The organism is Kitasatospora sp. NPDC058190, from assembly GCF_042883685.1.
Taxonomy (GTDB): domain Bacteria; phylum Actinomycetota; class Actinomycetes; order Streptomycetales; family Streptomycetaceae; genus Kitasatospora.
This window is the reverse complement of record NZ_JBHVVI010000107.1, coordinates 1-24,377: the sequence shown is the minus strand read 5'-3', so window position 1 is coordinate 24,377 and position 24,377 is coordinate 1. Positions and strand designations below refer to the sequence as shown.

General features: G+C 75.1%; 22 protein-coding genes. 13 read left to right on the top strand and 9 right to left on the bottom strand.

From position 1 onward, the window contains the following. Together ACFVWU_RS35110 and ACFVWU_RS35105 are read left to right on the top strand one after the other, a co-directional pair. Positions 1-885, top strand: an 885-nt coding sequence (locus ACFVWU_RS35110; protein ID WP_387628427.1) for an APC family permease, incomplete at its 5' end; no start/stop codon positions are given. Between the two features lie 54 nt (positions 886-939). Then, entirely contained in the window at positions 940-2,577 is a 1,638-nt protein-coding gene (locus ACFVWU_RS35105) for an amidohydrolase (RefSeq protein WP_387628425.1), read from the top strand. 111 nt (positions 2,578-2,688) lie between these two features. Here ACFVWU_RS35105 and ACFVWU_RS35100 read toward each other — a convergent pair whose 3' ends face one another. Continuing rightward, complete coding sequence (locus ACFVWU_RS35100) at positions 2,689-3,393, bottom strand: TetR/AcrR family transcriptional regulator (protein WP_387628423.1); 705 nt, start codon at positions 3,391-3,393, stop codon at positions 2,689-2,691. 476 nt (positions 3,394-3,869) lie between these two features. Here ACFVWU_RS35100 and ACFVWU_RS35095 point away from each other — a divergent pair, with 476 nt between their 5' ends. Further along, positions 3,870-6,674 (top strand): SdrD B-like domain-containing protein, encoded by a 2,805-nt coding sequence (locus ACFVWU_RS35095; protein ID WP_387628421.1) that lies wholly within the window; start codon positions 3,870-3,872, stop codon positions 6,672-6,674. A gap of 124 nt (positions 6,675-6,798) precedes the next feature. Continuing rightward, positions 6,799-7,587: a hypothetical protein gene (locus ACFVWU_RS35090; RefSeq protein WP_387628419.1), complete on the top strand. Its 789-nt coding sequence runs from the start codon at positions 6,799-6,801 to the stop codon at positions 7,585-7,587. 27 nt (positions 7,588-7,614) lie between these two features. Here ACFVWU_RS35090 and ACFVWU_RS35085 read toward each other — a convergent pair whose 3' ends face one another. Then, positions 7,615-8,100: a hypothetical protein gene (locus tag ACFVWU_RS35085; protein WP_387628416.1), complete on the bottom strand. Its 486-nt coding sequence runs from the start codon at positions 8,098-8,100 to the stop codon at positions 7,615-7,617. Positions 8,101-8,319: 219 nt separating this feature from the next. Here ACFVWU_RS35085 and ACFVWU_RS35080 point away from each other — a divergent pair, with 219 nt between their 5' ends. From ACFVWU_RS35080 to ACFVWU_RS35070, 3 genes are all read left to right on the top strand, one after another. Beyond that, complete coding sequence (locus ACFVWU_RS35080) at positions 8,320-9,477, top strand: hypothetical protein (protein WP_387628414.1); 1,158 nt, start codon at positions 8,320-8,322, stop codon at positions 9,475-9,477. 101 nt (positions 9,478-9,578) lie between these two features. Beyond that, entirely contained in the window at positions 9,579-9,875 is a 297-nt protein-coding gene (locus tag ACFVWU_RS35075) for a DUF6296 family protein (RefSeq protein WP_387628411.1), read from the top strand. A 426-nt stretch (positions 9,876-10,301) separates the two neighbouring features. Then, positions 10,302-10,697 (top strand): hypothetical protein, encoded by a 396-nt coding sequence (locus ACFVWU_RS35070; RefSeq protein WP_387628408.1) that lies wholly within the window; start codon positions 10,302-10,304, stop codon positions 10,695-10,697. Positions 10,698-10,740: 43 nt separating this feature from the next. On the opposite strand, the gene ACFVWU_RS35065 is transcribed toward ACFVWU_RS35070, so the two are convergent. The 3 genes from ACFVWU_RS35065 to ACFVWU_RS35055 all read right to left on the bottom strand — a co-directional run bounded on the left by ACFVWU_RS35065 (position 10,741) and on the right by ACFVWU_RS35055 (position 13,439). Continuing rightward, positions 10,741-11,592 (bottom strand): hypothetical protein, encoded by an 852-nt coding sequence (locus tag ACFVWU_RS35065; protein WP_387628407.1) that lies wholly within the window; start codon positions 11,590-11,592, stop codon positions 10,741-10,743. Positions 11,593-12,048: 456 nt separating this feature from the next. Continuing rightward, positions 12,049-12,828 carry an SDR family oxidoreductase gene (locus ACFVWU_RS35060; RefSeq protein WP_387628404.1) on the bottom strand — a complete coding sequence of 260 codons (780 nt, stop codon included), beginning with the start codon at positions 12,826-12,828 and terminating at the stop codon, positions 12,049-12,051. 68 nt (positions 12,829-12,896) lie between these two features. Continuing rightward, positions 12,897-13,439 carry a CGNR zinc finger domain-containing protein gene (locus ACFVWU_RS35055; protein WP_387628401.1) on the bottom strand — a complete coding sequence of 181 codons (543 nt, stop codon included), beginning with the start codon at positions 13,437-13,439 and terminating at the stop codon, positions 12,897-12,899. 80 nt (positions 13,440-13,519) lie between these two features. Between ACFVWU_RS35055 and ACFVWU_RS35050 the strand changes: the two genes are divergently transcribed. Both ACFVWU_RS35050 and ACFVWU_RS35045 read left to right on the top strand, forming a co-directional pair. Next, on the top strand, positions 13,520-15,058 hold the full coding sequence (locus ACFVWU_RS35050; RefSeq protein ID WP_387628399.1) for an FAD-dependent monooxygenase: 1,539 nt from the start codon (positions 13,520-13,522) through the stop codon (positions 15,056-15,058). 99 nt (positions 15,059-15,157) lie between these two features. Beyond that, positions 15,158-16,105, top strand: coding sequence for a DUF4232 domain-containing protein (locus ACFVWU_RS35045; RefSeq protein ID WP_387628397.1), 948 nt, complete (start codon positions 15,158-15,160; stop codon positions 16,103-16,105). Positions 16,106-16,190: 85 nt separating this feature from the next. On the opposite strand, the gene ACFVWU_RS35040 is transcribed toward ACFVWU_RS35045, so the two are convergent. Beyond that, on the bottom strand, positions 16,191-17,105 hold the full coding sequence (locus ACFVWU_RS35040) for a helix-turn-helix domain-containing protein (protein WP_387628394.1): 915 nt from the start codon (positions 17,103-17,105) through the stop codon (positions 16,191-16,193). A gap of 125 nt (positions 17,106-17,230) precedes the next feature. On the opposite strand from ACFVWU_RS35040, the gene ACFVWU_RS35035 reads away from it, so the two are divergent. Further along, a complete protein-coding gene (locus ACFVWU_RS35035) occupies positions 17,231-18,016 on the top strand; it encodes an NAD(P)H-dependent oxidoreductase (RefSeq protein ID WP_387628391.1) in 786 nt (261 codons plus the stop codon). 313 nt (positions 18,017-18,329) lie between these two features. Here ACFVWU_RS35035 and ACFVWU_RS35030 read toward each other — a convergent pair whose 3' ends face one another. From ACFVWU_RS35030 to ACFVWU_RS35020, 3 genes are all read right to left on the bottom strand, one after another. Then, positions 18,330-19,046, bottom strand: a complete 717-nt coding sequence (locus ACFVWU_RS35030) for a phosphatase PAP2 family protein (RefSeq protein WP_387628389.1) — start codon at positions 19,044-19,046, stop codon at positions 18,330-18,332. Positions 19,047-19,205: 159 nt separating this feature from the next. Further along, positions 19,206-19,997, bottom strand: a complete 792-nt coding sequence (locus tag ACFVWU_RS35025) for a hypothetical protein (RefSeq protein WP_387628440.1) — start codon at positions 19,995-19,997, stop codon at positions 19,206-19,208. A gap of 83 nt (positions 19,998-20,080) precedes the next feature. Further along, the gene (locus tag ACFVWU_RS35020; RefSeq protein ID WP_387628388.1) at positions 20,081-20,668 is read right to left on the bottom strand and encodes a hypothetical protein; all 588 of its coding nucleotides are present in this window, start codon (positions 20,666-20,668) and stop codon (positions 20,081-20,083) included. 131 nt (positions 20,669-20,799) lie between these two features. On the opposite strand from ACFVWU_RS35020, the gene ACFVWU_RS35015 reads away from it, so the two are divergent. The 3 genes from ACFVWU_RS35015 to ACFVWU_RS35005 all read left to right on the top strand — a co-directional run bounded on the left by ACFVWU_RS35015 (position 20,800) and on the right by ACFVWU_RS35005 (position 24,226). Beyond that, positions 20,800-21,477, top strand: a complete 678-nt coding sequence (locus ACFVWU_RS35015) for a response regulator transcription factor (protein WP_387628385.1) — start codon at positions 20,800-20,802, stop codon at positions 21,475-21,477. A 31-nt stretch (positions 21,478-21,508) separates the two neighbouring features. Then, complete coding sequence (locus tag ACFVWU_RS35010; protein ID WP_387628383.1) at positions 21,509-22,933, top strand: ATP-binding protein; 1,425 nt, start codon at positions 21,509-21,511, stop codon at positions 22,931-22,933. Positions 22,934-23,077: 144 nt separating this feature from the next. Then, positions 23,078-24,226, top strand: coding sequence for a hypothetical protein (locus ACFVWU_RS35005; protein ID WP_387628381.1), 1,149 nt, complete (start codon positions 23,078-23,080; stop codon positions 24,224-24,226). The last annotated feature ends 151 nt before the right edge of the window (positions 24,227-24,377 follow it).

Sequence of the window (24,377 nt, the reverse complement as noted above, 5' to 3'; positions counted from 1 at the left end):
CTCTTCGCGGGCGACCAACCGTTCTCCCTCCAGTGGTACAACCCCTTCGACATCCCCTCCTTCGGCGCGGTGGCCCAGGGCATGGTGCTGGCGGTCTTCTGCTACTGGGGCTTCGAGTCGGTGTTCAGCGTCGGCGAGGAGGTGCGCGACCCGCGCGACGCCTCCCGGGGCGGTTTCCTCGCCCTGGTGGTGATGATGCTGCTCTTCCTGCTGGCCGGCACCGCCTTCCAACGGGTCCTCCCGCTCGACGAGTTGGCCGACAACGGCGCGCACGGACTGACCTACTTCGGCACCAGGCTCGCCCACCAACCGCTGGCCGCACTGCCGTTGATCGCGCTCACGTTCTCCGCCGTGGCCTCGCTGCAGTCCTCGGTGATCCCGACCGCGCGCGGGATGTACGCGATGGGCCGCGACGGCGTGCTCGGCCCGGTCTGGACCCGGCTGCACCGCAAGCACGCCACCCCCGCCGTCGGCACCCTGCTGATCACCGGCGTCGCCGTCCTGCTGGCCCTCGCCTCGATCGCCATCCCCACCGTCAACGACCTGATCTCGGCCTCCGTCAACGCGATCGGCGTCATCGTCGCGCTCTACTACGCGCTCACCGCCGTCGCGGCCGCCGTCCGCTTCCGCCACCTGCTGCGCACCGACCCGTTGCAGGGGCTGCGCGCCGTGGTCGGCCCGTTGCTCGGCGCCGCCGCGCTGCTCGCCGTCGGCGGCTACCTCGCCTGGACCTTCTACGACTCCGCCGACCACTTCGAACTCTCCGCCGACAACGGCTGGTTCGAGCTGACCGTGGTGGCACTGATGGTCGTCACCGGACTCCCGTCGGCGGCCTGGGCCCGCTGGCGGCGCCGCTCACCGTACTTCCTCGGCCCCGCCGACTGAGCAACTCCCGCACGACCGACGCGCAACGCGCAACCCGAGAACGGAGCACCACCCATGACCCAGGCCGATCTGGTCCTCACCCGCGGCCCCGTCCACACCGGCGACGCCGCCCGCACCCGGGCGACCAGCCTGGCCGTGACCGGCGAGCGGATCACCGCCGTCGGGCACGACGAGGTCCGCGAGCTGATCGGGCCGAAGACCGAGGTCGTGGACCTCACCGGCAAGCTGCTGCTGCCGGGCTTCCAGGACGCCCACATCCACGCGGTTTACGGCGGAACCGAGCTGGCCGCCTGCGACCTCACCGGCACCGTCGGCGTGGCCGAGTACCTGGAGCGGATCCGCGCCTACGCCGAGGCCAACCCCGGGCAGGCGTGGATCACCGGCAGCGGCTGGTCGCTGGAGAGCTTCGACGGCGGGCTGCCGACCCGGCAACTGCTCGACTCCGTCGTCCCGGACCGCCCGGTCTACCTCACCAACCGCGACCACCACGGCGCCTGGGCCAACACCCGGGCCCTGGAACTGGCCGGCCTCACCCGCGACACCCCCGACCCGGCCGACGGCCGGATCGAGCGCGAGGGTGACGGCACGCCCAGCGGCACGCTCCAGGAGGGCGCCACCGCCCTGGTCGCCCGGCTGGTGCCGGCCACCACCACCGCCGAGCGGGTGGACGGCCTGCTGCGGGCGCAGCGCCTGCTGCACTCGCTCGGCATCACCGGTTGGCAGGACGCCCTGCTCGGCGAGTTCAACGGCCAGCCGGACCCCTCCGACGCCTACCTGGCCGCCGCCCGCTCCGGCGCCCTGACCGCCCGGGTGACCGGCGCGCTCTGGTGGGACCGCGACCGGGGCGCCGAACAGATCCCCGAACTGCTGGCGCGCCGAGCCGAGTTGAGCCACGGCCGGTTCCGGGCAGGCTCGGTGAAGATCATGCAGGACGGCATCGCGGAGAACTTCACCGCCGCGATGACCAGCCCCTACCTGGACGGCTGCGGCTGCGCCACCGCCAACTCGGGCCTCAGCTTCGTCGATCCGGCCGCACTGCGCGGGTACGTCACCGAACTGGACGCGCTCGGCTTCCAGGTGCACTTCCACGCCCTCGGCGACCGCGCGGTCCGCGAGGCCCTGGACGCCGTCGAGGCCGCCCGCACCGCCAACGGGTGGCGCGACACCCGCCACCACCTCGCCCACCTCCAGGTGGTCCACCCGGACGACGTCCCCCGCTTCGCCCGGCTCGGCGCGATCGCCAACATCCAGCCGCTGTGGGCGGCCCACGAACCGCAGATGGACGAGCTGACCATCCCCTTCCTCGGCCCCGAACGCGCTGCCTGGCAGTACCCGTTCGGTGCGCTCCAGCGGGCGGGCGCCACCCTGGCGGCGGGCAGCGACTGGCCGGTGAGCAGCCCGGATCCGCTGGCCGGCCTGCACGTGGCGGTCAACCGGATGGAGCCGGAGGCCGTCGACGGCCGGGTCTTCCTGCCCGAGCAGCGCCTGGACCTAGGCGCCGCCGTCGCCGCCTACACGGCCGGCTCCGCCCATCTGAACGGCCACGACGACGCGGGCACGCTGGCCGTCGGGCAGCTCGCCGACCTGGTCGTCCTCGACCGGGACATCCTGACCGGACCCGCCGAGGAGATCGCGGCGGCCCGGGTGCTGCGGACGTACGTGGGCGGCGAGTTGGTCCACGCCGCCGACTGACCGCACCGGCCTCGCCGCACCGTTCGCCGTCGCCGGGCCCATCGGGCCCGGCGACGGTCGGCTTTCGGAGCCGTTCCCTCGCCGAGCCGGCCCCCGTGCCCGGCCCCTCGCTCAGCCCGTCGCCGCCAGCCGGGCCGCGGCCGCGTCCAGGAGCAGGTCGAGGGCGTACGGGTAGCCGCTGCGCCGCATGTCGCCCGCGAGCAGGTGGGCGGTGGCCGCGATGTGCGGGTGGGTGGCGGCGTCGAGGCGCGCGTAGGACGCCTGCCAGACCTCCAGGTCCGCCCGGGCCGCCGGTGCGGGCAGGGCGAGGGCGGCGGCGTCCAGCGCGGCGAACCCCAGGCTCTGGTCCACGAAGGCGTGGTAGATCCGCACCGCCTCCGGATCCGGGAAGCCCGCCCTGCGCAGGACCCCGAGGATCGCCTCGACGGCGGCGGTCTCGTGGGTGCGGCCGGTGGTGCGGTGGGCGGCCAGTACGGCGGCCTGCGGGTGGGCCTGGTAGGCGGAGTGGATCCGCAGGCCGATGGCCCTCAGGTCGGCCCGCCAGTCGCCGGTCGGCTGCCAGCCCGCCTGGGCGCGCCCGATCAGCTCGTCGGCGACGGCCAGCAGCAGGTCGTCGGTGCTGTGGAAGTAGCGGTAGACCGCGCTGGGGTCGGCACCGACGGCGGTGCCGAGCCGTCGGACGGTGAGGGCGTCGGCCCCGTGCTGTCCGATCAGCCGCAGCGCGGTGTCGACGATCAGTTCCCGGGAGAGCACCACGCCCAGTTTGGTGGGCCGGCGGCGTCGGCGTTCGGGTTCGGGGACCACACGTTCGCTCATGCCCGCCAGATTATGTCAACGGCGTTGATGTAGGACAGGGGTCGATCCGGTCCCGGACTGGAGCACGGCCCGGTCCGGCGGTCGGGCCTCGGCGGAAGGTTGCTCCTGGGGCTGGTGGGGCGGAATGAGTCGTGTGCAGTTCTGTGCGAGCCGTGTCGAAATTCGGAGGCATCCGTAGAGCTGTTCGAGGGGTCGGTCACTCTGCGAGGTCGAACGGCTTTGTCGACATGGCGCTCGTTCTGCGCCGATCGGCCGCCCGGAGCCGGATCCGCGCTGGTCGGAGGGGTCACGCCGTGGGCGGACGTCGAGCGGCGGCTTGGGTGGATACGCCTGACGGTTCGTCAAAGTTCCACGTTTCGCCACCCGGTTGGATGAAGCCCCTTTAAGCTCACGTTAATCATGGCGGTTTCAGGCCACGCTGTGGACTCCCTCATGAAGTCGGGCCCGCAGGGCCCTTCTCGACGATGAGAGCAGGGATGAAAACAACGAACGAACAGACGAACGGCGTCGCCCGCGGCCCGGATCGGCGACGGTCCGGCTTGCCCGGCCGCCGCGCCGTGGGCCGCCTCGCGGCGCTCGCCATCGCGGTCGGCGGCAGCTCGCTGGCCGCCGCCCCGGCGGCGGTCTCGCAGACCGGTGACGGCACGGTGACGGTCCGGGTGATCCGGGCCGTCGACACCAGCGGGGTGTGGTCGGGGTCCGCGCTGGAGCCGGGGATGGCGGGAGTGAAGGTCACGCTCACCGATGACTCCGGTGTCGGGATCGACGGCGTCACGGCGGCGGACGGCACGGTGACGCTGGCCCCGGCGTCGACCAAGGCGACCGGCGGCAAGTACCGGGTGCAGGTGGTGAACCCGAAGCCGGGCGTGCTCTTCCCGGCCTTCGCCTCGCGGCAGGGGCTGGACGGCGCGCCCAACCAGCTCAGCAGCAACGAGGAGTTCGTCGACCTCTCCGGAGGCAAGAACGTCTCCTTCACCACCGGGCTCTGGTACCCGGGGGACTACTGTCAGAAGAACGCCACCCTGGTGACCACCTGTCAGACCCCCACCTACCAGGGCGGGGCCCAGCGCACGCTGGTCTCCTTCCCGTACGGCGCACGCGGCCAGGACGGCGTCACCGCCAACGCCACCAACATCGCCACCGACGCCGAGACCGGCACGCTGTACGGCATCGCCTGGAACAAGGCCGACAAGCGGGTCTTCTCGGCGGCGACGGCCAAGCGGACCACCGACTACGGCCCCGGCGGCTCCGGCGGGATCTACGTCACCGACCTGGCGCAGAAGAAGACGACGGTCTTCACCACCGTCCCGAACGCCGGAGGCACGGCGCACGGGCCGGGGACGGACGACGCCTTCCTCGACGTGCCCGGCAAGGAGAGCCTGGGCGGCATCAAGATCACCGACGACGGCAAGGACCTCTTCGTCGTCAACCTGAACGACCGTCAGCTGTACCGCTACGACGCCACGGCGGCGACGGCGTCGGCGCCGAAGGCCGTCTACGCGATCCCGGACCCGGGCTGCCCGTCGGCCGGGGACTGGCGGCCGTTCGGCCTCGGTCTGCAGGACGGCACCGGTTACCTCGGTGGGGTGTGCTCCGGCCAGTCCACGGGCAAGCTCGCGGACGTGCGCGCCGTGGTCCTGCCGTTCGACCTCGGCACCGGGGCGTTCGGCAAGGCGGTGCTGAACCAGCCGCTGGACTACCCGCGCCAGTCCACCGTCGGTTCGGGCCCGTGCGACGGCGCGGGTTGGTTCCCGTGGACCAGCACCTTCCCGGGCTCGCAGAACGGCAAGGTGTGTGGCAACACCACCATCGCCTTCCCCGAACCGGAGTTGGGCGAGATCCAGTTCGAGACCGACGGTTCGATGCTGCTGGCCTTCCGCGACCGCTTCGCCGACCGCGGGCCGGGCGCCCCGGCGCCGAACTCGGCCACCGTCATGTCCGGCGGCGACCTGAACAAGGCCTGCCTGTCGAACGGCATGTACGTGATGGACACCAACCTCGGCTGCGGGAAGACCGTCCGGGGCGCCCGGTTCTTCGCCACCGGCTGGGATGAGGTGGGTCACCACAACACGGTGTTCGCCGGCATGGCGCTCTCCAAGGTCGAAAACACCATCGCGGCCTCCGCCTTCGACCCGGACCACACCCCGGTCGGCTACGGCACGTCGTTCATGGAGCGTGCGGACGGCGCGCACGACCCGAAGTTCGGCCTGCGGCTGACCCCGGCGACGACCGGCTCCCCCTTCGGCAAGGGCGCCGCGATGGGTGACCTCGAAGTGCTCTGCGACCAGGCGCCGCTGCAGATCGGCAACCGGGTCTGGTACGACCCCGAGCGCAAGGGCATCCAGAACCCGGGTCAGCTCCCGGTGAAGGGCGCCACCGTCAACCTCTACGACGAGTCGGGCAAGGTGGTCGGCACCACCAGGACGACGGCGCGCGGCGAGTACTACTTCGACGACAGCGACGTCACCGGCGGCCTCAAGCCGCACACCAAGTACACCATCCGCATCGACAACCCGGCCGACTACGCCAAGGGCGGCCCCCTGTACCAGTGGGTGCCCACCGACCACGACGTCGGCGACAACCACTTCATCGACTCCAAGGGCATCGTCCCCGACAACGCCAAGTTCCCCGAACGGGCGCTGACCACCGGCGGACCGGGCGAGAACGACCACACCTACGACTTCGGCTACCGCCAGCAGGAGGGCGCGCTGAAGCTGGTCAAGCACGACCAGGACGGCAAGCCGCTGGCCGGGGCCAAGTTCCAGCTGTGGCACGAGACCAACGGCACCGACGGCCTGCAGACCACGGGCACCAAGCCGGACACGCCCGTCGGTGACCCCTGCACGACCGGTGCCGACGGCATCTGCCAGGGCAGCGGCACGGTCGGGACGTACTACTGGCAGGAACTGAGCCCGCCGGACGGCTACTCGGCCCCGGACACCACGGTCTTCGGACCGCTGGTGCTCACCGCCGACAACCTCGACGCGGGCGTCTCGGTGACGGCCGTCAACAAGCTGATCCCCACCCCGACACCCACCCCGACACCCACTCCGACCCCGACCGCGTCGCCGACCCCGACCGCGTCGCCGACGCCCACCCCGGCGCCGACGACCCCGACCACCCCCGGCACCCCGGCCCCGCCGGCCCCGGCACCGGGCGGGCAACTGCCCCACACCGGCGCGAGTGACGCGACGCCGCTGCTGGTGACCGGCGCCGTGGCGCTCGTCGTCCTCGGTGCGGCACTGTTCGTGCTGGCGCGCCGACGCAGGGCCCAGCACTGATGGTCACCCCGTCATGACGGGGTGACAGCCCGGCTCGGGCGGGCCGCGGACCATGGGTCCGGGGCCCGCCCGAGTCCTGTGACGGAACAGTCCTGGGACAGAACAGATGGGAGAAGGCAACCGCATGGCCCGCAAGACGAAGACCGCCGCCCGTCCGCCCCGCCGGAGGGCCCGCTGGCTGGGGGCACTGATCGCGATCGCGGTCTGCGGCGCCGTGGCGGGCGGTGTCGTCGCCTACGAGACCGTCGCCGACGAGGCCGCGGAGCGGCCGGTCACCACGGACGAGGCGTCCCGGCTGGCGCTGTCCCGGCTGAACCTCTACCAGGCCAGCCCGGTGGGGGTGGTGCTCACCGCGTCCGAGGGCGGGGGAGTGCAGGTCCGGGTCGAGGGGGTGGTCGACTACCGCACCCACCGGGGTGCCGGGCGCTACCGGACCACCGGCGCGAGCGGGCCGCTCGACCACGGCCTGGTCGTCTGGGACACCGGCGGCCTCGGCCTGGCCCCTGAGTCGGAGGGCGACCCGGCCCCGCCCTGGCAGCAGGCCGAACGCATCCCCCGGGCCGGCTGGTCCCCGCGCTCGTACACCGCGGACCCGTTGGACGCCGGCCTCCAACTGCTCATCCAGGTCGGCGCCGACCGCCCGGACAACCCGCTGCTGCTCGCCCAGTCCGGCGCCCGCTGGCTGGGCCGCGACCGGATCGGCGACCGCGGCTACGACCGTTTCGCGGGCCCCCGCGCCCAGGGCTCCGCCCCGGACGGCGCGCGCTCGCCGCTGACGTACTGGGTGGACGGCGACGGCACGCTGGGCCGGGTGACCATGCAGATCGCGGGCCTGGGCACCCCGACCACCGTGGACTTCGCCGGGCGCAACGCCGACGCCAAGCTCCCCGAGGCGCCCTGGCTCGCCGGCTGAGGTCAACCGCCGGGTGCCCGCGTGGGGTTACGGTCGGCTCCGGTCCACCGGGGCCACGTCGGAGGTGAGCGGGTGGCCGCCGGCCGGCGGGCAGTCGGCGAGGAGGCAGTCGTCGGCGGCGGCCAGCGCGGCCTGGGCGGCGGAGTGGTAGCCGTTGCCGAACACCACGGCCAGGTGGCCGCCGGGTTCGAGACCCGTCGGGACGCCGACCTCGGCGACGCCGTCGCCGCCGGTGACGGTGGAGCCCAGGAAGCGGCCCGCCGCCGAATAGAACCGGACGGTCGTCCCGGCCAGCGGCTCCCCGGTCCGGGCATGGACGGCGACCGCGCTCAGACTCGTGGGCCGCGCGCGGCTGACGCCCAGGGCGACGGGCACCACATCGGGCCGGTCCACCCGCTCGGGTACCGGCGGCGCCGCGACGGCGGACGCCACCGCGCGGGCCCAGGCCGCCAGGCCCAGCGCGGCGAGGACGACGGCGACGGCTGTGCGGGTGCGGCGTCGGGACAACCTCATGGCGGAACGGCCGGGAAGCCCCATCTGCCCTCCAACGAATCGAAACGGCGCACGGTCGGGCACCATACGTACCAGAACGCACACACACCGTAGCCGGATCGCCTCGGGCCGGGCGCGCCGCAGCCCCCGTACGGATGACGGAGCCGCTCCACCCGGCCGGGTGTCCACCGGCCGCAGCCGGGTAGGCGTCCATTAGCCCACCGATTTCGGGAGGCCGCCATGGACCTCGCGTTCCTCACCCCGCTGCTCGACCGGCCCGGGCCCTGGGCCTCCGTCTACCTCGACACCTCCCGTGCCACCGAGGACGCCGCCCAGCGCCGGGCGCTACTCGACCGCGCGGCCGTCCACCGGCTGGCCGGGCAGGGCGCCGACGAGCGCACCTGCGCCGCCGTCCGGGAGTGGCTGGCCGCCGAGCCGGCCGAAGGCTCCCCGCCGGGGCGGGCGCTGTTCGCCGCCGACGGCGCGGTCGCGGTCGACGCCCCGCTCGCCGACTCGCCGCCCGACGTCGCCACCGACTGGGCGCCGCTGCCGCACACCGCCCCGCTGCTCGATCTGCTGGACGACGCCGTCCCGCGCTGCCTGGTGGTGGCCGTCGACCGCACCGGCGCCGAACTGGAGCGCCGTGAGCTCGGCGGCGCCGCGCGGCTGGGCACCGTCGAGGGGCAGCAGTGGCAGGACCGCGGCCACCGCGCCCCGCCCGCCGACCGGTACGAATGGCGCTACCGGCACCGGGTCGAGGACGCCTGGGACCGCACCGCCGGGATCATCGCCGACCACCTGGCCCGGATCTGGCCGGGCAGCGGCGCCGACCTGCTCGTCCTCACCGGCGACGTCCGCGAGCGCCGGGCCGTCCGCGAGCTGCTGCCCCGGCAGCTGCGGCCGGACACCGTCGAGGTGGACGGCGGCGGCCGGGCCGACGGCACCGCCCGGGAGGCCTTCGACCAGCGGATCACGGCGGCCTGGAACGGCCATCGGACCCGCCACCTGGACACCGTGCTGGACGCCTTCCGCACCGGCATCGGCCGCCCGGGCGAGCACGGCACCGACGCCGCCGGCACCGAGACCGCACCCGGCGCCGCCGCCCAGGGCGTGCCCGCCGTGGTGACCGCCGCCCGGCAGCACCAGCTCGCCGCGCTGCTGTTCCAGCCGGGCGGCCACGACCCGGAGCGCCCGGTGTGGACCGGCCCGCAGCCCGAGCACATCGGCGTCCAACGGGCCGACCTGCGGGCCATGGGCGTCGCCGAGCCGCAGCAGGCCCCGGCCGCCGACGCGTTGTTGCGCTGTGCGACGGCCGTCGGGGCCGAGGCGCTGCTGGTGCCGGAGGCCGTCCCGGGCCCGCCCGGCGGCCTCGGCGCCGTCCTGCGCTGGTCCGCCTGAGCCCGGGCACGACGCCGGGGCGGTCACGGTTCGTGTACAACGGCCCCGGCGTGGAGGAGAATCGACTACGCGAGCGGGGGAGCCACTGGAGGAGGCCGACGATGAAACGCCTCGAGCGCCGCTATGCGGTGACCCTGCCCGGAGCGATCGGCGGGCACGCCCCACCGGCCGTCGTGGTGGTGCATGCCACCGAGGCCGTGGGCCCCGGCGGATCCCTGGTCTGGGAGAGCGTGGACGGCGACCTCCGGGTGGAGATCACCGGCGAGGTGGCCACCGTCCTGGCCGCCCCCGCCGGGACGCAGCGGCACCCCTGCCTGCACGCCGTGTCACTGCCGCCGCGCGCCCCGGACGTCCGGCGCGCCCCGGCCGACCGGCCCGTGGCGCACTCCGGCGGCTGACCGTCCGGACGGATCAGCCCTCGCCGCCCTGCCCGGCCCCACCTCCAGGTCGTGCCCGGTTCGGCCGGTCCCGTGGGTCCCCCCCGCCCGGCGGCTTCGGCGGGTGCCGTAGGCGGTTCCGTGAGCATCGACTTCCTGAGCGCGCGGAGGCGTTTCACGGAGGTTCGGGGTGTCTACGGCGATGCTATGGCCGGGCCGAGGGCATCGCATCCGCGTGTCGACCGGGTACGGCAGGGGCCCGGGACGGCCACGGTGTTCGGGCGACCCTCGTCGGTGGGCGCCGGCCGGTCGCGTGGTCGGCGATGGCCTCCGGGCCGCCGCGGTCGTCGCTCGGCAGCGCCTGTCGGAACCGGGTCGGCCCCGCGCACGTCCAACCCCGGTAACCCTGAAACCCCCTGGGCACCACGAGACCGGAGAAGCCCGCCCGTGAAGAGACGCCTCGCCGTTCCGGCGGCCGCCCTGTTCCTGATCCTGACCGCGGGTGCCTGCTCCTCCGGCGGCGGCTCCGCGCCGACGCCGACCAACCCTTCTTCCCCGCAGAGCGCGGCCCCGCGGTCGGTCGGCACCGCCGACCCCACGCCGACCCGCGCCACCGCACCGGGCGCGCCGACGACCGGCGGGGGAGCGGCCACCCCGTCGGCCTCCGTCGGTCACACCGCCGCCCCGAGCGGGGCGCCGTCCAAGGGGCCCGCGGCCACGGCGAGCCGGCCGCCCGCGACCACGGCGCCGAGCCCCGCCGCCACCGTGCCCCCGGGCGACGGGGACAACCCTATCGACCTCCAGCACCGGCCCGGCGCCTCGCCGTCCCGCCCGGCGGGCTGACCCGACGGGCGACCGGAGGGCCGGTTCGTCCCTGCTCAGCGTCTCAACGGCCCTGGTCGGTCGGGTCCTTGTCGAGGGACAGCGCCGGAGCCGGGGCGGGCGCCTCCGCCGGGTCCGGGTCGCTCCGCTCGATCCGGGCCAGCAGCCGGGCGACGGAGTCGGTGCGCTCGCGCAGCACCGCGACGTGGGCCGCCCGGTCGGGACGGACGGCCTGCTCGGCGGGCAGGACCGGGATGCCGCGCTGCCGGGCGGTGGCGATCAGGCTCTCGCCGACCCGGCCGACCACGACGAGGGTGGCGGCGGCGAAGGAGCCCGCGTCCACGGTGCGCTCGCGGCCGAACAGGCCGCGGTACACGATCCGGGTCGGGACGGTCAGCTCGTCCAGCCGCTGATCGACCGAGCCGCGTTCGAGCGCCGCGAGGACGACGGTGGCCAGTGCCTCGCCGGCCTTGGTGACGGCCCACTTGCGGCCGGGCACGGGCGGCAGGAACTCGCGGATCCGGTCCACGTCCTGCTCCAGCGCGGTGGTGGTCAGCACCTCGAAGGCGTTGCGGGTGCGGATCTCGACGACCTTGTCCCACTCGACCTCCTCGCCGTCGAAGCCGACCTTCGTCGACCCCAGGTGCACGGCTCCGAAGCCGTCGAGGAGCCCGAGCAGCTTGTGTGCCACGGCGGGGGTCCGGGGGTGACGGCCGATCAAGGTGCCCACCGACAGCTTCCACGGCTCGGTGGCGGGAACCGGCGGCGGAGCGACCGAGCCGAGGGCCGTCAGCGCCCATCGCCCGCCCGCCGCCGACCTGCCGCCCCGCAGCACCGCCTGCCGCCCGGCCTCGCCCAACTCGGCCGCCGCCCCGATCAGGCGCCCCAGACCGCCCGCCCGCTCACCCGTACCCAACCGCCCGCCCCTCTCTTGAACCCCGTCGGAACCTCGTCGCTGACGCGCCGACGCGCAGAGGCGCCATCGTACGGCCGGCGCACTCGCTCCGGCGCAGGTGGAGGCCGCCCGGCGAGGCCGGGGCCGGGGCCAGGGGCGGGGTCGCGGACGGGGTCAGGGGCGGGGTACTTCTCAGGGAGGAGCGGGCCGGAGCGGAGGTCGGCCGCCGGTTTGGATCACCTCGACGCCGGGCACCGTCGGCGGTCCGCCCGTGCTCCTGGTGCTCGCCGCCCTCGGCCTCACCGTGCTCACCGGCCTCGCCGCCGCGGTCGCGCCCGCCCGGCGGGTCGGGCGGATGACGGCGGTCGAGGCGATGCGGGCGGCGTAGCGAGAGGCATCGTCAACTCGGCTGTGCGCACGATGACTTGCTGACCAGTACGTGCGGACGAGTGCTCGGTGCGCCGCACCCGGGCGTCCTCAGTGGGCCGAGCGGCCCGCGCCGCCGGCCACCGTGACCTCGGCGCCGCTGATGTAGGAGGCCAGCGGGGAGGCGAGGAGGGCGATCACGGGGGCGACCTCCTCGGGGCGGCCCATCCGGCCGAGCGGGACGCCCCGGCGGCGCACCCACTCGGTGGCCCACTGCTCGTAGGGCTGGCTGGTGTCGCTGGCGGCGTGGACGGCCCTCTGCCGCGCGGTGTCGATGATCCCGAGGCTGACGGTGTTGACCAGGATGCCGTCGTCGGCGAGTTCGGTGGCCATCGATCGGGCCAAACTGGCGAGTGCGGCGCGGGCCGCACTCGCCGTGACCAGGGCGGGTTCGGGTTCGCGGCCGATCAGGGCGCCGATCAGGACGACCCGCGCCGCGTCCGAGCGGCGCAGCCAGGGCAGGGCGGCCCGGACGGGGTGCACGGCGCCCAGGACCGTGCTCTCCAGAACGGCCTGCCACTGCTCCGGAGCGGTCTCGGCGAAGCCGCCCGGCGCGCCCTCGCCCGCGTTCGCCACCACCGCGTCGATCCGGCCCAGGTGCCGTGCGGCCGCCCGGATGAATCCGGTCACCGCGGTTGCGTCGCGGACGTCGCAGGCGTGGAGGTACACGTCCTCCCGGTGGTGGGCCCAGGCCTGCGCCAGGCGCTCCCCGTCCCGGGCGCAGGTCGCCACCCGCGCGCCCTCCGCCAGGAGCTGTTCGACGGCGGCTCGGCCCACCCCGGAGCTGCCGCCCGTGACCACGACTGTCCGTCCGGTCAGTTTGAGGTCCATGGCACCGGACCCTAGTGACCGGCCCGGGGATGCGCATGCGGGCCGGGCGGACGGTCGCGGCTCCCCGGTCACCCGGTGGCGCGCTGGGCCCGATGGGCGGCGACCCGGACGCGGGTGGCGCAGCGCGAGCCGCAGTAGCGCTGGGGGGTGCGGCGGCCGGTGTCGATGAAGTGGCGGCCGCAGCCCGGAGCGGCGCACCGGCCCCAGGCGCAGGTGCCGCGTTCGCTCAGCCACATGCCGAGGGCGAGGGCGGCGGTGGAGAGCAGCCAGTGGGTGAGGCCGGCGTCGGCGGCGGCCCGGGTGTGCAAGGACCAGGGGCGGCCCGGGAGCCGGACGAGCCGGGGCCGGGGCGGGTAGCGGTCGAGCAGGGCGTTGATGGCCTCGGCGGCCCGGTCGACGTCGTCGGTGTCGAGGACGGCGATCACGGCGGTGGTGGCGTCGCGCAGCTCGCGGGCGTCGCCTTCGGTGAGTCGGAAGGGCGGGCCGCCGTGGGCGTCCAGGACGGCCTGGAGCTCGGCGGCTCCCGCCTCGGGGTGCTCACGGACGGTGTTCGCGAGCTCGGCGAGGAAGTGGAGGCCGCGGGGGTTGCCGCCGTCTGGGGTCTGGGTCATGGGCTCACGTTTCTCCTGATCGGATTCCCCGTCACCATGGTAACGTCAAAATGACCAGATAGGCGTTACGGAGGAGTGGCATGCGATTCCCGGCAACGACGTCCGTGCTCATCGTCGGCGGCGGCCCGGTCGGCCTGACGATGTCCCTCCTGCTGTCCGGGTACGGCGTGCGGCACCTGCTCGTCGAGGCCCACCCGGGAACCTCGACCCACCCCAAGGCCCGTGGCGTGTCGGCGCGTTCGATGGAGGTCTTCCGGCGCTGCGGCCTGGAGGAGGAGATCCGGCGGGCCGGGCTTCCCGCCTCCCAGCTCTTCTTCTACCGGGGCCGCACCCTGGTCGATCCGGACTTCGTCCGTACCGGGCCGCCCGGCGCGGTGGCGGAGGATGCCGAGCGGACCCCCGCGCCCGGACTGCTCTGCTCCCAGGACGCCCTGGAGGTGGTCCTGCTGCGTCGCGCCCGCGAACTCGCCCCGGACGGCGTCCGGTTCGCCACCCGGCTGCGCGCCTTCACCGAGGACGGCGACGGCGTGCAGGCCGTCCTGGAGGAGCGCGACAGCGGTGAACGGCACACCGTGCGCGCCGACTGGCTGGTCGGCTGCGACGGCGCGTCCAGCCCCGTCCGCGCCGCGGCCGGGATCGCCATGGACGGGCCGACCGGCCTGGGCCACTACCTCAGCGTCCGCTTCGAGGCGCCGCTCGGCGAGGCGGTGGCCGACCGGGCCAGCGCCTCCTACTTCCTCACCGGACCGGACCGGGGCGGCTTCCTGGCCGTCGACAACGACCGGCACTGGATCTACCAGCACCGGTACGACCCGCAGCGGGTCGCGATCGACGAACTCCGGGGTGACCACCGTGAGTTGACCCGGATGGTCCGGGATGCCGCCGGCCTGCCGGAGCTCGCGGTCACCGTACGCGACACCACCACCTGGCGGATGGACGCCCAACTCGCCGACACCTACCGCCGGTCACGGGTGCTGATCGCGGGCGACGCCGCCCATGTGGCGCCCCCGACCGGCGGCCACGGCATGAACACCGGCATCGGCGACGCGGACAACCTGGCCTGGAAGCTCGCCGCCGTCACCGCCGGGACGGCCGGCGAGGCGCTGCTGGACACCTACGAGGCCGAACGCCGCCCGGTGGCCCGGCAGGTCATCGACATCTCGCTGGCCAACTCCCGGGCCCGGGGCAGCTACCGGATCGACGACGAGCTGCTGCTCAGCGCGGCCTACGCCTCGACCGCCGTCGTCCCCGGCCCCGACGCCCCGGCGCGGCCCGCACTCGACCCCGAGCTCGAACACCCCGAGGGCGCGCCCGGCACCCGTCTCCCGCACCTGCGGCTCGCCGACTCCTCCTCCACCCTGGACCTGGTCGGCCCCGGCTTCACCCTGCTCACCCACCCCGACGGCGCCGCCTGGCGGCGCCAGGCGGCCACCGCCACCGTCGCCGGAGTGCCCGTCACCCTGCACGAGCTGACGGAGAGCGAGGCGAAGGTGCTCGAACTCCCCGCGGACGGCGCCCTCCTGGTCCGCCCCGACGGCCACCTCGCCTGGCGGGCCCCGCACCCGCCGGCCGACGGCGCCGGACTGCGTGAGGTCCTGCGCCGGATCCTCTCCGCCTGAGTCACCGCCCGGCCGGGCCCGGAGAGCGTTGCAGGGCTGTTGCCGTGGAAGTGGCGCCGCTCACAGCCGTCCGGGTTTGGTTCGTGATCGCATCGTCCGATGCACCGGTTCGAGAAGTCCACCCTGTTGACGCGCCGTCGATCGGCCGCGGCCGTCGCGGTCGCGGTCGTCGGCGCCGCCCTGCTCGCCGGTTGCGGCCCCCAACACGGCGAGGCCCCGGCGGCGTCCGGCGTCGGCGGGCCGTGCGGGTCACCGTTGGCCTCGGCGTCCGGCAGCGCGCCGGAGACGAGCGGGCTCGCCCAGGGCGGGGCGCGGATCACCGCCGTCGGCTCGACGTGCGCGGAGTACGAGGTGACCAACCCGGGCGGCGAACCGTCCGATGTCACCGTGGAGTTCAGTCGGCTCTCGGCGACCGGGGCCGCGCTGGACAGCGTGACCGACACCGTCGCCGGGCTCGCCCCGGGCGCCACCGCGAAGAAGCGGATCGACCTGCAGGGGCGCGGCCCGGAGCGGCCGGGCGCCGGGCCGCAGGTGAAGATCGCCAAGGTCCGCAGCGTGCCCAGCGCCGAGGCCCCACAGCCCGGCGGCCCCTGCCCGGCATCGGGGCTGCGGCTGTACGCCGACCAGGGCGACGCCGCGATGGGCCTGCGGGTGGTCGGCCTGCTGCTGCGCAACTGCGGCACGTCCACGGTGACGGTCAACGGCTACCCCCAGCTGCAGCTGCTCGACCTGGCGCACCGGCCGGTCGACGGGGTGCGCATCCTGCCCGGCGGCGCCGGGATCGCCACCGGTACCGGTGCGGACACCCCGCCGCGGGAGATCGCGCTGCGCCCGGGGGAGGGCGCCCACGCCACCCTGGTGTGGCGCAACACCACCGAGGCCGGCGAGCCGGTGAACGCCCCCTACGTCCGGGTCCGCGCCACCCCGGACGGGGCCCCCGTGATGGTCGCCCCGGAACTCGACCTCGGCACCACCGGGCGCCTCGGCGTCGGCGCCTGGTCCCGGGACGACGGCACGGAGCCGGCGACCAGGCCACCGGCGGGGTGACCGGGCGCCACAGCGGCCTGTGGGCGAACTCGGCCGCGGGTCCGGCCGGGGACGCGTGGCTCCGACGGCGTTTCGGCGCCGGACGTCACACCACCGGGCGAGCGCCTGCTCGGCGCGCTCCGACGGAGGCCGGTGTTCCGGGTGCGCCGGCCTCGCCCCCGGCGAGCCCGGCGGCCAGCCGGGCCAGCGCCTCGGCCTCCGGGGTTCCTCCCTCGGTGCCGTAGACGTGCACCACCAGGCCCGTCTCGCCCGGCGCGGCCGGCACGTGCAGCACCTCGTAGTCCAGGGTGAGCAGCCCGACTTCGGGGTGCCGCAGCCGCTTGCGGCCCGGCGCGCACACCACCACCTCGCCGGAGGCCCAGATCCGCCGGAACTCCTCGCTGAGCGCGGCGAGTTCGTCGATCAGGGCGGTCAGCTCCCGGTCGCCGGGGTAGCGGCCGGCGGCGTCCCGCAGCTGGCCGACCGCCTCGGCGGCCCTGGTCTGCCAGTCGGGATGGACGGCGCGCGAGGCGGGGTCGAGGAAGAGGTAGCGGGCCTGGTTCGGATCGCGCCGCCCCGACCGCCCGGAATCGCCCACGCCGCCGATGAGTTCGGCGCCGAGCGGGTTGGCGGCCAGCACGTCGAGGCGGTGGTCGGTGGCGAAGGCGGGGGAGCCGGCCAGCGCGTCCAGGGTGCGGCGCAGCAGCGGGCTCACCCGGGCCGCGGGGGCGGGGCCGCCCTTGGCGCAGACCAGGGTGGTCAGGTGCCGCTGCTCCGCGGGGCCGAGGTCCAGCGCCCGGGCGAGCGCGTCGAGCACCTCCGGGGAGGGCTGGGTGGCCCGGCCCTGCTCCAGCCGTACGTAGTAGTCCACGCTGATCCCGGCGAGCTGCGCCAACTCCTCGCGGCGCAGCCCGCGCACCCGGCGGCGCGCGTTGGCCGCGATCCCCACCCGTTCCGGCGCCACCCGGCCCCGACGGGCCTTCAGGAACTCGCCGAGCGCTCTGGTCTCCACACTGTGCATGCCCTCAAGTATCCGGGGTCCCCGCCGCTGTTCGGCCGAGGGTGGTCCTCGCAGTACCAGGACTGACGGTCCACCGGAAGCAGGGGGCTCTGGCTGCCGCCGCGCCCCCGGACGAGGCTTTCCGCATGACCACTGCCTCTCAGCCGCGGAACGTCCTGCTCGTCACCGCCCACCCCGAGCCGAGCTCGCTCACCGCCGCCCTCTCGTCCTTCGCCGTCGACCACCTGCGCGCGGCCGGGCACCGGGTCCGCGTGTCGGACCTGTACGCGATGAAGTGGCGCGCCGTCCTGGACGCCGACGACTTCCCGGACCACCCCGCCGACCACCGCCTGGAGATCCTGTCCGCCCAGGGTGAGGCCACCCGGGCCGGCCGGCTGTCCCCCGACATCGCGGCGGAGCAGGAGAAGCTGCTCTGGTCGGACGCGGTGATCCTGCAGTTCCCGCTCTGGTGGTTCTCCGTGCCCGCGATCCTCAAGGGCTGGATCGACCGGGTCTTCACCTTCGAATTCGCCCACGGCCCGTCCGTCCCGCCGCCGTACACCGAGGGCGCCCTGGCGGGCCGCCGCGCACTGCTCGCCACCACCACCGGCGCCGGCGGGCCCGCCTTCTCCGACCGCGGCGCCCACGGCCGCCTCGCCGATGTCCTCCACCCGCTCCAGCACGGCCTGTTCTGGTTCACCGGCCTGGCGCCGCTGGAGCCGTTCGCCGTCCACGGCGCGAAGGACCTCTCCGCACATGCCTTCGCCGCCGCCAGGGAGGAGTACGGGAGGCGGCTGGACGGGCTGTTCACGGATGAGCCGATCCCGTACCGCACCCTCAACGGGGGCGACTACGACCGCTCGATGCGACTCCTGCCGGGCATCGAGCCCGAGGGGACGGCGGGCCTGGACATCCACCTGCGGTCCCGCTGAGCCCGGCTGTACGGCCCCCGGCCCCCGGCCTGCGTGCCTGGTGCGCCGAGCGCCGGAAGGCGGACCGGACCACGTCGACGAAGGCCCGGACCCTGGCGGTCTCCGCGGCCCGGGGCCAGACGAGCCCCCATTCCAGCGTCGGCGCGTCGGACACCGGGACATGGCTGAGGTCGGGGCGCGGTACGGCGCGGGCCACGTGCCCGGCCACCAGGACGAGTCCCTGCCCGACCGACGCGAAGGCGAGCGCCTCCAGGAGCGTCTCCGCCGAGGGGATGTCGCGGCCGCCGCCGTTGCGTCCGTCCCGAGGAGCGCCCTAAACCTCGGGCGACCCGCCCGGCTCCCCGGCGCCCGGCGGTAGTGCGGTGCGTCGCACCGGGGGCAGCACCGCCGTGCCGACGGCGAGCCAGGCGCAGCCGAGCAGCCAGCCGCCGAGGACGTCCAGCGGCCAGTGCACCCCGAGGTAGATCCGGCTGAGGCCGACCAGGGCCGCGAACACGGCGGCGCCCGCGACGGCCGCCCGGGCCGCCGCCGGGTGGGCCCGGACGACGGCCATGGCGAGCAGTCCGGCGCAGACCGCCGAGGTGAAGGAGTGCCCGGAGGGGAAGGAGTAGCCGGAGGCGTCGCCGGCCCAGTTGGCTCGTGGCGGGCGGGGGCGTGCGAAGGCGTACATCAGGCCCAGCCGGACGAGCTGGCCCGCGACCAGCCAGAGAAGCGGGGCCACGAGAGCGGGGACGGCCCGGCGCGGGGGTCGGGGTGCGGGCATGGCCCGGACGGTGACGGCCCCGGCGGCCAGGGCGAGCAGGTACGGAACCACGCCGGATCCGAGGTCGGTGATCACGACGGCCACCGCCCGGGCGGCGCCCGGCCGGTGGGCTGCGCTCCAGTCGTTCGCGCTGCGCTCGAAGTCGAACGGCGCCCAGCCCTGGCCGGCCAGCAGTGCCGCCAGGGCCACGAACAGCAGCACCGCGGCGCCGGCGGCCACTGGCCACCGGCGCCGGGCGATGTCGGTCCCCCCACCGCCGGCCGTCATCAGGCACCCACCGGGATCGGCTCCGGCACGACCGTGCTCCCCAGGGGGAGTGGTCCGGCATCCGGCCGGTCGACGGCCGGAAGGCCCGACAGGAGGTTCATCGCGTGCTGCGCCCTTCCTCGGAGCCGGGCCCGTGCGGGCCCGACGGCTGATCGGAGGTCAGGCCAATGCTCGGTCCTCTCGGCGTCCGGTCGCGCTCAGCCACGCCACGGCCGCCACGATGATCACCGCGAGGACGAGGCTGACCGGCCCGGTACCGAGGTCCAGGCCGCCGCGCTCGTGGCTGACGCCGGCCCAGTCGGCGAAGCAGGCGCCGAGCGGCCGGGTGAGCACGTAGGCCCACCAGAAGGTCAGGACGGGGGAGAGGCCGGAGAGCCGGTGGGCGAGCGCGGGTACCGCGATCAGGGTGGCGAACAGCAGTCCGGAGGGCAGGTAGCCCCAGCCCAGGGTGGCCGCGGTCAGGTCGCCGACGGCCGTGCCGAGGGCGAAGGTGGCCATCACCGCGCACCAGTAGAAGACCTCGCGGCGGCCGCCCGCGACCGTCTCCACCGCGAGCGTCCCTTCGGTGCGCTGCCACAGCGCGAACACCAGGGCGAGGACCACGGCGAAGGCGAGTGCCGAGGCGACGTACGGCACGCCGAGGGCGACGTGGGCGACGTCGGCCGCCATGGTGCCGAACACGCTCACCATGATCACCGCCGCCCAGTACACCGCCGGGACGTAGCGGCGGGTGCGCGCCTGGGCGAACAGGGCGACGGCCAGCAGCAGCCCGGCCGAACCGACCGCCGGGATCGGCCCGAGGACCTTGGCGAGGTAGTCGGAGGTGGTCTCGCCCATGCCGGTGGTGAGGATCTTGACGACCCAGAACACCGCCGTCACCTGCGGGACCTTGCTCAGGACCGGTCCCGCGGGCACGGTCCGGCGGCGCTGGGCCGCCCGGGGGGTTGTCACGGCGCCCAAGACGTCGGCGCTCCCTTCTGTACGGCGCGGCCGGGACGCGCCCGGGGCGCGCCCAGCCGATGGTCGGGGGGCGGTCAGCCGCCGAGGACGGTGTTGCCGGTGACCGTGCCGTTGGTGCCGTCCACGGTCACCGCGTGCCGCACGCCGTCGGGGCCGAGGACCACGGCCTTCCAGGCCCGGCCGCCGCCCTGCTCGCCGACCGGGGTCAGCGACTCGACCTTGCCGCCGGCGACCGCGGCCGAGGCCTTGGCCACGGCGTCGGCCGCGTCGGTGGCGGGCAGCGGCGCCGGTGCGACCGCGCCGGCCCGGCCGTCGGCCTGGTCACCGCCCCGCGACTCGTTACCGCCCTGGGCCTTGTTTCCGCCCTGGGCCTCGCGGCCCTGGTGGCCGTGCCGGTCGCCGTGCCGCCCCTGGCCCTCGTGCCACCCCTGGCCCTGGTTCTGCTCCTGGTCGCCCGCCGCCCACCCGCGGCCGTCACCGCGGCCGTCGTGCTCGTGGTGGACCGCCACCGCGGCCGCCGCGCCGCCCAGTACGATCGCCGCCGCGCCGACCACGACCCAGCGCTTCGACCGGCCGCGCACCCAGCGGCCGGCCCGGCCCAGGCCCGTACGCGTCCTGCCCGCGCTCTTCTGCGGCTCCGCGCCTTCCATGGGCTCGCTCACAGCACCCACCCCGCTCCTCGACCAGGCCCGGGCCGTCCCCGGGCGAGACGCACAGGATGTCCGGGCGTTGCTGAAGATCAGCTGAAGACCCCTTCAGCCTCCCGCCGGGACGACCTGCGACCCTGGTGGGCATGCGCGTACTGGTGGTGGAGGACGAACGTCGGCTGGCCCTGGCCCTGCAGCACGGGCTGGCCGCCGAGGGGTTCGCCGTCGACGTCGCCCACGACGGCCTGTCCGGGCTGGCCCAGGCCATGGAGCACGCCTACGACGTGGTCGTGCTCGACATCATGCTGCCCGGCCTCAACGGTTACCGGGTGTGCTCGCGGCTGCGGGCCTCCGGCAGCGACGTCGGCATCCTGATGCTCACCGCGAAGGACGGTGAGTGGGACGAGGCCGAGGCGCTGGACACCGGCGCCGACGACTACCTGTCCAAGCCGTTCTCCTTCGTCGTGCTCGTCGCCCGGCTGAGGGCGCTCGCCCGCCGGATCGGCAGCCGGGCGCCCCGGCGCACCGTGCTGGGCGACCTCGTGGTGGACTCCGCCGCCCGCACCTGCACCCGGGGCGGCGTGGCCGTGGCCCTCACCCCGCGCGAGTTCGCCATCCTCGACCACCTCGCCCGCCGGGCCGGCGAGGCCGTCTCCAAGCGGGAGATCCTCGAAGCGGTCTGGGACAGCGGCCCGGACAGCGACCCCAACACCGTCGAGGTCCACGTCAGCGCCCTGCGGCGCAAGATCGACACCCCGTACGGTCGGGCCGCGGTGCAGACCGTGCGCGGCGCCGGCTACCGACTGGCGGCCGACGGTGGCTGACCCGACCAGCGGACCCGCCCCCCGGTCCGCGATGCCGCGCCGAGCGCGCACCGCCGTCACACGCCTCGCCCGGCACCCCCGCGTCACGGCCCTCGCCGCCCGGCTGACGCCGCGCTCGGTCCGCGCCCGCACCACGCTCGCCGCCTGCCTCAGCGTCGCCGTCGTCCTCGCCGTCGCCTCGGGCGCCGTCGTCCTGCTGCTGGGCGCCAACCTGGCCCGCATCGTGGAGGACGGCGCCCGCGAGCAGGCCCAGGCCGTCGCCGGGCAGGCCGAGGACGGACGGCTGGGCAGCCAGCTCCCGCTCGACCACGGCACCGACTTCATCCAGGTGGTCGACGCGAGCGGCCGGGTGGTCGCCGCCAGCCAGAACCTCACCGGCCACCCCGCGGTCGCCCCCAGCGGCCACCCGGACGGCCGCAGCACCTTCAACCTGCGCGCCCTGGGCGACGAACACCACCAGCGCGTCACCACGATCACCGCCACCACCCCCACCGGCCCGGTCACCATCCACGTCGGGGCCTCGCTGCGCACCGTCGACGCCGCCGAGGACCTCACCACCGCCGCCCTCGCCGGCCTGAGCACCGTCCTGCTGCTCACCGTCGGCGCCCTGACCTGGCGGGCCGCCGGCCGCGCCCTGCGACCGGTGGAGGCCATCCGCGCCGAGGTCGCCGCGATCGGCGACCGCGACCTGGACCGCCGCGTCCCCGAACCCCGCAGCGACGACGAGATCGCCCGGCTGGCGGGCACCATGAACGCGATGCTCGGCCGCCTCGAAGCCGCCGGGCACCGACAGCGCCGCTTCATCGCCGACGCCTCCCACGAACTGCGCAGCCCCCTCACGGTGCTGCGCACCCAGCTCGAAGTCGCCATCGCCCACCCCGACCCCGAGGTCCGCGCCGACCTGGTGGCCGGCGCCCTGGAGGACACCGGGCGCCTCCAGGCCCTCGCCACCGACCTCCTCCTGCTCGCCCGGTTGGACGCGACCGGCCACGACTGGCCGGGTGAACCCGTCGACCTGGTGGAGCTGGTGGGGACGACGCTCGCGGCCCGCGGCACCGAGCCCCACCCCGTCACCGTCCACCTGCCCGCCGCGGTCACCGTGCCCGGCAACCCGCTGTGGCTCGGACGGCTGCTCACCAACCTGCTCGACAACGCCCAGCGGCACGCCCGGCACCGTGTCACCGTGCGCCTCGTCGCCGATCCCGCCTCGGGCCAGGCCGTGCTGGACGTGGCCAACGACGGGCCGGCGATCGACGCCGCCGACCGGGAGAAGATCTTCGAACGCTTCGCCCGCCTGGACGACGCCCGCAGCCGGGACGACGGCGGCACCGGCCTCGGCCTCCCGATCGCCCGCGACATCGCCGCCATCCACGGGGGGACGCTCGCCGTCCCGGACACCCCCGGGGCGACCACCTTCCGCACTCGCCTGCCCGGCGTAGTGCGTCACGCAGGGTGATCGGCAGTTTGGCGGACGTCGTCGGGCGGTCCGCGTCGGTCCGTGCCTAACGTGGCGTCCCGGGGGCCATGTTGAGCGATTCCGCGGGTCGGGACGCCGGGAGTCCCGGTGGGCCGGTCCGCCCTCCGGAAGGCAGTACCGCACATGAAGCTTCGGGCCTGTTCGAGCGCGCTGGTGAGCGCCGCGCTGACCCTCGGTCTGACCGCCGTCGCGTCCCCGGCCGGGGCGGCGGACCCGCCGCCGTTCCTGGACCGGCTGCACACCGTGTCCACCGTCGCGTCCACCGTCCCCGAGAACGGCGACGTGAACCCGTACGGCACGTTCACCATCCGCGAGAGCATCGGTGATCTCCACCGGGGCAACGTCCTGGTCAGCAACTTCAACAACTCGGCCAACCCGCCGGCAGGCGAGCAGGGCAGGGGCACCACCCTGGTGCAGATCACCCCGGGCGGCACCCGGACCACCTTCGCCACGATCGACCCGAACAACCTGCCCGGCCCCTGCCCCGGCGGGGTCGGCCTCACCACGGCGCTGACCGTGCTGCCCGGCGGCTGGGTCGTGGTCGGCAGCCTGCCCACCGCGGACGGCACGTCCGCCACCGCGCAGGCCGGCTGTCTGCTGGTGCTCGACAAGCACGGCACGGTGCGCGAGACGATCTCGGACGAGGGCATCAACGGGCCGTGGGACATGACCGCCGTCAGCACCGAGAAGCGAGGCGGAGAGAAGGGGCGGACCGAGCTGTTCGTCACCAACGTGCTCAACGGGACGGTCGCGGGCGGTGGCCAGCAGGTCGACGAGGGCACGGTCCTGCGGATCACCCTGTGCACCGACGGCGATGAGCCGCCGCAGCGGGTGGCCACCACGGTGATCGGCTCCGGCTTCCCGGAGCGGACCGACCCGGCGGCACTGGTGGTCGGCCCGACCGGCGTCGGCCTCGGCCACGACGGCACCCTCTTCGTCGCCGACACGGTGCTGAGCCGGATCACCGCGATCCCGGACGCGCTGACCCGGAAGGACAGCGCCGGCATCGGGCGGGTCATCACCTCGGGCGGCAACCTCAACGGCCCGCTGGGGATGGCGATCACGCCCAAGGGCGACATCCTCACCGTCAACGGCGGCGACGGCAACATCGTCGAGACCACCGAGCGCGGCCGGCAGGTGGCGACCAAGCAGATCAACAACGAGGGCAACCCGCCCGGTGCCGGCGCGCTGTTCGGCCTCGCCCTGGACCTGGACCACGACGCGGTCTACTTCGTCAACAACGTGGACAACGAGCTCGACGTCCTGCACTGAGCCGGCCGGGAGCGCGGCGCCCGGGTGTCAACGGGCGCCGCGGGCAGGCCGGTCGCACCCATCGGGGCGGCCCCCGACCGGAAGGCGCGCGGGGGCCCCCCCAACCCCAGGGGCCGTGCCCCCCCCCCCCCCCCAACGCAAACCAACAAAC

Coding starts and splice junctions, on each gene's coding strand:
- ACFVWU_RS35105 (WP_387628425.1), top strand. CDS start 940: ATGACCCAGGCCGATCTGGTCCTCACCCGCGGCCCCGTCCACACCGGC.
- ACFVWU_RS35100 (WP_387628423.1), bottom strand. CDS start 3,393: ATGAGCGAACGTGTGGTCCCCGAACCCGAACGCCGACGCCGCCGGCCC.
- ACFVWU_RS35095 (WP_387628421.1), top strand. CDS start 3,870: ATGAAAACAACGAACGAACAGACGAACGGCGTCGCCCGCGGCCCGGAT.
- ACFVWU_RS35090 (WP_387628419.1), top strand. CDS start 6,799: ATGGCCCGCAAGACGAAGACCGCCGCCCGTCCGCCCCGCCGGAGGGCC.
- ACFVWU_RS35085 (WP_387628416.1), bottom strand. CDS start 8,100: ATGAGGTTGTCCCGACGCCGCACCCGCACAGCCGTCGCCGTCGTCCTC.
- ACFVWU_RS35080 (WP_387628414.1), top strand. CDS start 8,320: ATGGACCTCGCGTTCCTCACCCCGCTGCTCGACCGGCCCGGGCCCTGG.
- ACFVWU_RS35075 (WP_387628411.1), top strand. CDS start 9,579: ATGAAACGCCTCGAGCGCCGCTATGCGGTGACCCTGCCCGGAGCGATC.
- ACFVWU_RS35060 (WP_387628404.1), bottom strand. CDS start 12,828: ATGGACCTCAAACTGACCGGACGGACAGTCGTGGTCACGGGCGGCAGC.
- ACFVWU_RS35055 (WP_387628401.1), bottom strand. CDS start 13,439: ATGACCCAGACCCCAGACGGCGGCAACCCCCGCGGCCTCCACTTCCTC.
- ACFVWU_RS35050 (WP_387628399.1), top strand. CDS start 13,520: ATGCGATTCCCGGCAACGACGTCCGTGCTCATCGTCGGCGGCGGCCCG.
- ACFVWU_RS35045 (WP_387628397.1), top strand. CDS start 15,158: ATGCACCGGTTCGAGAAGTCCACCCTGTTGACGCGCCGTCGATCGGCC.
- ACFVWU_RS35040 (WP_387628394.1), bottom strand. CDS start 17,105: ATGCACAGTGTGGAGACCAGAGCGCTCGGCGAGTTCCTGAAGGCCCGT.
- ACFVWU_RS35035 (WP_387628391.1), top strand. CDS start 17,231: ATGACCACTGCCTCTCAGCCGCGGAACGTCCTGCTCGTCACCGCCCAC.
- ACFVWU_RS35030 (WP_387628389.1), bottom strand. CDS start 19,046: ATGACGGCCGGCGGTGGGGGGACCGACATCGCCCGGCGCCGGTGGCCA.
- ACFVWU_RS35015 (WP_387628385.1), top strand. CDS start 20,800: ATGCGCGTACTGGTGGTGGAGGACGAACGTCGGCTGGCCCTGGCCCTG.
- ACFVWU_RS35010 (WP_387628383.1), top strand. CDS start 21,509: ATGCCGCGCCGAGCGCGCACCGCCGTCACACGCCTCGCCCGGCACCCC.
- ACFVWU_RS35005 (WP_387628381.1), top strand. CDS start 23,078: ATGAAGCTTCGGGCCTGTTCGAGCGCGCTGGTGAGCGCCGCGCTGACC.